Below are 4,507 nucleotides of genomic sequence, written 5' to 3'. Positions count from 1 at the left end.
GTAGCAAAATAAAAATCTGCTCCTAGTTTCTGACTCAACTCTTGATGTCCACAAAATTCTTTGCCGTTGTCACAAGTAAAGGTTTTTCTTTTGTCAGGGTGAATCTCTTGAAAAAGTTTTTCTGTGACTCTATTGATTTCCAGCAATTCTCATTTTGAAACGATTTTGCGTTGTTTCAGCGATCTAGAGATTCGTTAAGAATTATTAACCCCTCTAGGTGCAGGGGTTTTAATGTCATGAAACCTTAAAATGAGAATTGCTGACCTGATGAGCCTTTCTTTGTCAACTCTTGAGGTTGATGCGTTTCATTTTTGAATTGGCGTACTTTTTAAATCTTTAAGATCCTTGATAAAAGTAGGAAGATAGTTGATTTTCATTCTTTTTCTAATTCAATTAAAGCTTCCTCCAAAGTTAAGGGAGTTTCATCTTTAACGTCTATCATGGCCCGATAGAGTCCAGTATCTTCATAGGTTTCTATTATTTGTTGATAGTCTTCAAAATTAATGATAACTTGCTGTATCTGACCTTGATTATCCGTAATCAAGTCTTGAGCAAAGGGATAATCTTTGATGTTCATAATTAATTGTTCCTCATTTTGTGGACGGTTTGCATTATTCACACTCCTTTGTTTCCAATTCTAATAGGATGGGAATTAAGTCTTTGGCAATATCAATGACGGCATCTATTGTATCAGCTTCAGTGACAAGTCCTTGTATATCGGGACTGGTGGCGACATAGTAATCTTGTCCGTTTTCTTGAAAGCGCTCAATAGTGAGGTTAATTGGGTTTTGCATGGGGAATCCATAGAGTTTATAGAATAATTTTATTATGACAACTCTTATAAACTTGAAGCTAATTAAGACGCGACAATAGTTTCTAGGGAAAAAGCATTCAGATCCGTTAAGCTTCTGGCGTGTTCCAAGGTAATTGCACAAATGTTCCCATTTTTATCAAGATCGACTAAGGTATTTTCATTGATTTCTTGAGTCTCGACAATAGGATTGTTATTGAACTCTAAATATAGAGTATCCGTATCTTGAAAGTAGGTGATTTTCATGGCTTAAAATTCCTATCAAAAAAAGCATTGTGAACTGTGATACCATCTTCGAGTAAGACAACTCTCAACGCCTTGTTGTCTATTTCCTCAATTAATGCCCAGCGGCGAATTCGTCCATCATTTTGGTGAACTTCCAGAATAGGATTATTGATTGTGTATTCAATCCATTCCATTTTGATATTGGCTCGATCTGGTCGTTTTCTGGTGGCTAAAAAGTATTGAGTAAATTTCATTGAGGCGATTGAATTGTTTGCTTATAAGTATCAATGAAGTTAATTTTCATAGTTTTGCTTAATGGGAGTTAAGGATAATTTTATAGATTGTCTGCTACATCCCCCTGAATTTGCCCTAACAATTCCTCACAATATTTAAACAAGGGAATCCCCAATTCTTGGCATAATTCAAGCGCTTCTTGGCAATGGCTGAGGGCAAGTTCAGGGCGATTAGTTTGGTGGGCAATTTCAGCAAGGACTCTTAAACTATAGGCGATTAAATATTTATGATCAATAGCTTGAGAAATTACTAAGGATGCTTGAATTTTTCTTTCTGCTTCGCTGTAGTTTTCTAGTTTGAGCAATATACTCCCTATAGTATGTAGAGAAGATGCTACCCCTTGCTCATCGCCGATTTTTTCACTGATGTCGAGAGATTGCTGGTGATAGGCGATCGCTTTTTCATACTGTCCCAAGGAAGAATAACAATTGCTTAGATTACCGAAAGAAATTGCCACCCCTTGCCGAAAGCTGATTTTTTCACTGATGTCGTGATATTGCTGGTAGAGGTCGATCGCCTTTTCATACTGTCCTAGGTCATAATAACAATTGCCTAAATTCCCGAGAGAAATTGCCACCCCTTTCCAATCGCTCATTGCTTCACTGATGTCGTGAAATTTCTGGTGATAGGAAATTGCTTTTTCATACTGCCCCAAGGACTTATAACAAATGCCTAAACCACATAGAGAAGTTGCCACCCCTTGCCAATCTTCTATTTTCTTACTGATGTCGAGACATTGCCGGTGATAGGCGATCGCTTTTTCGTACTGTCCCAAGGAACAATAACAACTTCCCAAATAACTTAACGAGTTACGATAACAAACTTGTTCCCGTTGACTCCCTGCAATCACCTGTTCATAATGATCTGCTTGCTTACGATAAAATCCTTGTAAATCTAAAAAACTATTAACCGATTTATCTTTCTCTTCTCCTCCTCGATCCTCATTCAAAATATCGTAAGCTAATTGCCATTCTCCCAATTCCCCTGCATGGTAAAACGCCTCTAAATATTCCTTCAAATCTTCCAAGGATTCCCAGGGAGGGACAGGTAAATGAGCTAAATAATAATCTAAGGCTAATTGATGGGCGGATCGCAATGTTTCAGGATTTGCTTGATCTTGCACCACCATTGATATTAAAGGCAAAAACTCAAACCGTCGCGGTTTTACATTGTATTCGGGGGGAAATTCTTGTAATAAGGATAAACGAGCAAAATGTCGTAAATCTTGGTCAGTTATTTCTGGGGTTAATGCCTGCGCTAACCCTAAATCAAAACTCTTGCGCAATACAGATAACCGCGTTAAACTCTCCCTAAACTCTTTCGATAATCGCGCTAAACTGGCGGTAATCACTTCTCTGACACAGGTTTCCGTGTCGCGGTGATAACCCTCCACATCAAACAGATTTAAGCCCAAATTTTGCGACTCGGTGACAGAAACCCCTTCGCCAAACTCATCACTCATCCAACTACAAACCAGTTGCATTAAGAGAGGATGTCGTCCCATCTTGTGGACAAATTCGGCTAATTCTTGATTAGTTCCTGTCAAACCGTAATCCACCCTCACCAACTGGATTGCGTCCGCTGCTGCTAATCCCCCCAGGCGCAACCAATGACAACGCCGCGTTAAATTGGGGACAAAACTCGGCTGTTCCCGACTGGTAATCAGGATTTTACTCTGGTTTCCGGAATCCAACCAACGGCTCAAAAATTCCCCATAAACTGAATCTACCGCCGTCTGAACTACTGTTTCTAAGTTGTCGAGAATCAACAGACAAGGCGCGGTAATTAGTCCCCGTATCATCTGCTGAATTAACGTCTCATCGTTCCATTTTTTATCGTAGTGTTGCTCCAAATTTTCTAATAACCAGCGTCCAAATTGCGCTACTGAATAACGCTCCCTAAAACTAACCCATAACACCCGCCAATGAGGGTTTAACTTCTCTTTGAACTTCACCGCTAAAGCCGATTTCCCATAGCCTCCTGCGGCGGTTATCCCGATTAAGCGTACTTTGTCATTGCTGAGGGCGGTTTGTAGTTCCTTGATTTCATCCTGTCGTCCCTGCCATTCATTTACTGGCGGAGGTGGGGCTAACTTTGTCTGTTCCCTACCAGACGACTCCAGCTAATGCTCTTTCTTATTGTCACTGGGATAGTAATGGTTATGGTTTCCCCCCAAAAATTTAGCTTCAACATTTTTGTTGAATTGATAACCCTGGGATTGATCCTTGTTAATTTGAGTATTGCGGATCTGTTTTTCCGTTGCGGCTAACTTAGCGGCTAATTCCTGGTTACTGCTCATCAACGCCCGCATTTCCGTTAATAATTCTGTAACTTCCGAATCAGCTAATACAGGTTCCAAGTCAATGACGGCTTGCTCAACTTCAGGTGCTTTGCCTGCGGTTAATAACTTTAAGGTTGGCGAGGTAGGAAATTTGCGTTGCAGTGTCGCCAACAAGGAATCGTTAAGATTTTCCCCAGTCTTGCCTAAAAAACCTGTGGCAATAGCAGCACCAGCCAAGGGAGCAATATTCGTGGCCCAAGTTATCAAAGTCACTAAGAGTGGTTCCATCAACAAAAACCTCTTGATTTTTTTCTAATGATAGAGTTTTTCCAAAAAAAGAATAACGTTTGCTTAAACCGCCGTATCAATGAATCGGTGATCGCATTTATTTGATTGTTCTCGATTCCAAAGGAATAACTAATTTTAATACGCCCATTGTTAGTTAAGCAAAACCCACAGGCTGAAACTGAACATCGTTGATGATTTTAACCGTTTCTCCTGATTGCTTCATCACAAATAAACCGCGCCGATAAGTATAACTATCTATGCCGTGGTCGATTTCAATCCCCGCTACTTCTTTCAAACATTTTGTAAATGGCCCTGTTTGAAGCCTATCACGTTCCGATCTATTTAAAAGCAGAACAGATCTTGATCATGGATAATTATACTTGTCTCCATTCTCGCCAATCCTACATTGACCCCAATCGCTGTCTTGAACGGGTAATGTTCGATGTTCCCTAACGGGAAATGGGGGTTAACTAGGGTCTGCTGAAAAAGTTTGTTGGTGGGGGCAGGGTGTGGGGTGTGGGGTGTGGGGTGTAGGGTTTTACCGATTTTGAGGTAGTCAGTTACCTAATTTTCAGGGAAAAAGTACCTGAATTTTACCCCCGATCCCT

The 4,507-nt window shown here is 40.3% G+C and carries 6 protein-coding genes and 3 pseudogenes; 1 reads left to right on the top strand and 8 read right to left on the bottom strand.

The genetic code is table 11. The features are described 5' to 3' along the window. From IM507_RS10080 to IM507_RS10045, 8 genes and pseudogenes are all read right to left on the bottom strand, one after another. Positions 1–140 (bottom strand): annotated as a pseudogene (locus IM507_RS10080) (IS30 family transposase); the annotation flags it as partial. A 233-nt stretch (positions 141–373) separates the two neighbouring features. Further along, positions 374–577, bottom strand: coding sequence for a hypothetical protein (locus tag IM507_RS10075; protein ID WP_002732229.1), 204 nt, complete (start codon positions 575–577; stop codon positions 374–376). 34 nt (positions 578–611) lie between these two features. Then, entirely contained in the window at positions 612–794 is a 183-nt protein-coding gene (locus IM507_RS10070) for a DUF1902 domain-containing protein (RefSeq protein WP_002733867.1), read from the bottom strand. A 62-nt stretch (positions 795–856) separates the two neighbouring features. Then, positions 857–1,057 carry a DUF2283 domain-containing protein gene (locus IM507_RS10065; RefSeq protein ID WP_069474523.1) on the bottom strand — a complete coding sequence of 67 codons (201 nt, stop codon included), beginning with the start codon at positions 1,055–1,057 and terminating at the stop codon, positions 857–859. After that, positions 1,054–1,230: a hypothetical protein gene (locus IM507_RS10060; RefSeq protein WP_174237758.1), complete on the bottom strand. Its 177-nt coding sequence runs from the start codon at positions 1,228–1,230 to the stop codon at positions 1,054–1,056. Before IM507_RS10060 ends, IM507_RS10065 begins: the two co-directional genes overlap by 4 nt. A gap of 140 nt (positions 1,231–1,370) precedes the next feature. Then, a pseudogene (locus IM507_RS10055) lies at positions 1,371–3,452 on the bottom strand (tetratricopeptide repeat protein); the annotation flags it as partial. Then, positions 3,453–3,899 carry a hypothetical protein gene (locus IM507_RS10050; protein WP_123230181.1) on the bottom strand — a complete coding sequence of 149 codons (447 nt, stop codon included), beginning with the start codon at positions 3,897–3,899 and terminating at the stop codon, positions 3,453–3,455. 154 nt (positions 3,900–4,053) lie between these two features. Further along, positions 4,054–4,185 (bottom strand): annotated as a pseudogene (locus IM507_RS10045) (DUF3782 domain-containing protein); the annotation flags it as partial. Positions 4,186–4,205: 20 nt separating this feature from the next. Here IM507_RS10045 and IM507_RS10040 point away from each other — a divergent pair. After that, on the top strand, positions 4,206–4,352 hold the full coding sequence (locus tag IM507_RS10040) for a TauD/TfdA family dioxygenase (protein WP_238142054.1): 147 nt from the start codon (positions 4,206–4,208) through the stop codon (positions 4,350–4,352). Positions 4,353–4,507: the final 155 nt, after the last annotated feature.

Origin of the sequence: Microcystis sp. M20BS1 (assembly GCF_020245305.1) — a bacterium.
Taxonomy (GTDB): Bacteria; Cyanobacteriota; Cyanobacteriia; order Cyanobacteriales; family Microcystaceae; genus Microcystis; species Microcystis ichthyoblabe_A.
Note: the sequence above shows the minus strand (reverse complement) of the source record. Positions and strands in the feature narration are given on the sequence as shown.

What these genes read in the sequence shown, in the direction of transcription:
- IM507_RS10075 (WP_002732229.1), bottom strand. Translation starts at nt 577, where the DNA reads ATGAACATCAAAGATTATCCCTTTGCTCAAGACTTGATTACGGATAAT.
- IM507_RS10070 (WP_002733867.1), bottom strand. Translation starts at nt 794, where the DNA reads ATGCAAAACCCAATTAACCTCACTATTGAGCGCTTTCAAGAAAACGGA.
- IM507_RS10065 (WP_069474523.1), bottom strand. Translation starts at nt 1,057, where the DNA reads ATGAAAATCACCTACTTTCAAGATACGGATACTCTATATTTAGAGTTC.
- IM507_RS10060 (WP_174237758.1), bottom strand. Translation starts at nt 1,230, where the DNA reads ATGGAATGGATTGAATACACAATCAATAATCCTATTCTGGAAGTTCAC.
- IM507_RS10050 (WP_123230181.1), bottom strand. Translation starts at nt 3,899, where the DNA reads ATGGAACCACTCTTAGTGACTTTGATAACTTGGGCCACGAATATTGCT.
- IM507_RS10040 (WP_238142054.1), top strand. Translation starts at nt 4,206, where the DNA reads ATGGCCCTGTTTGAAGCCTATCACGTTCCGATCTATTTAAAAGCAGAA.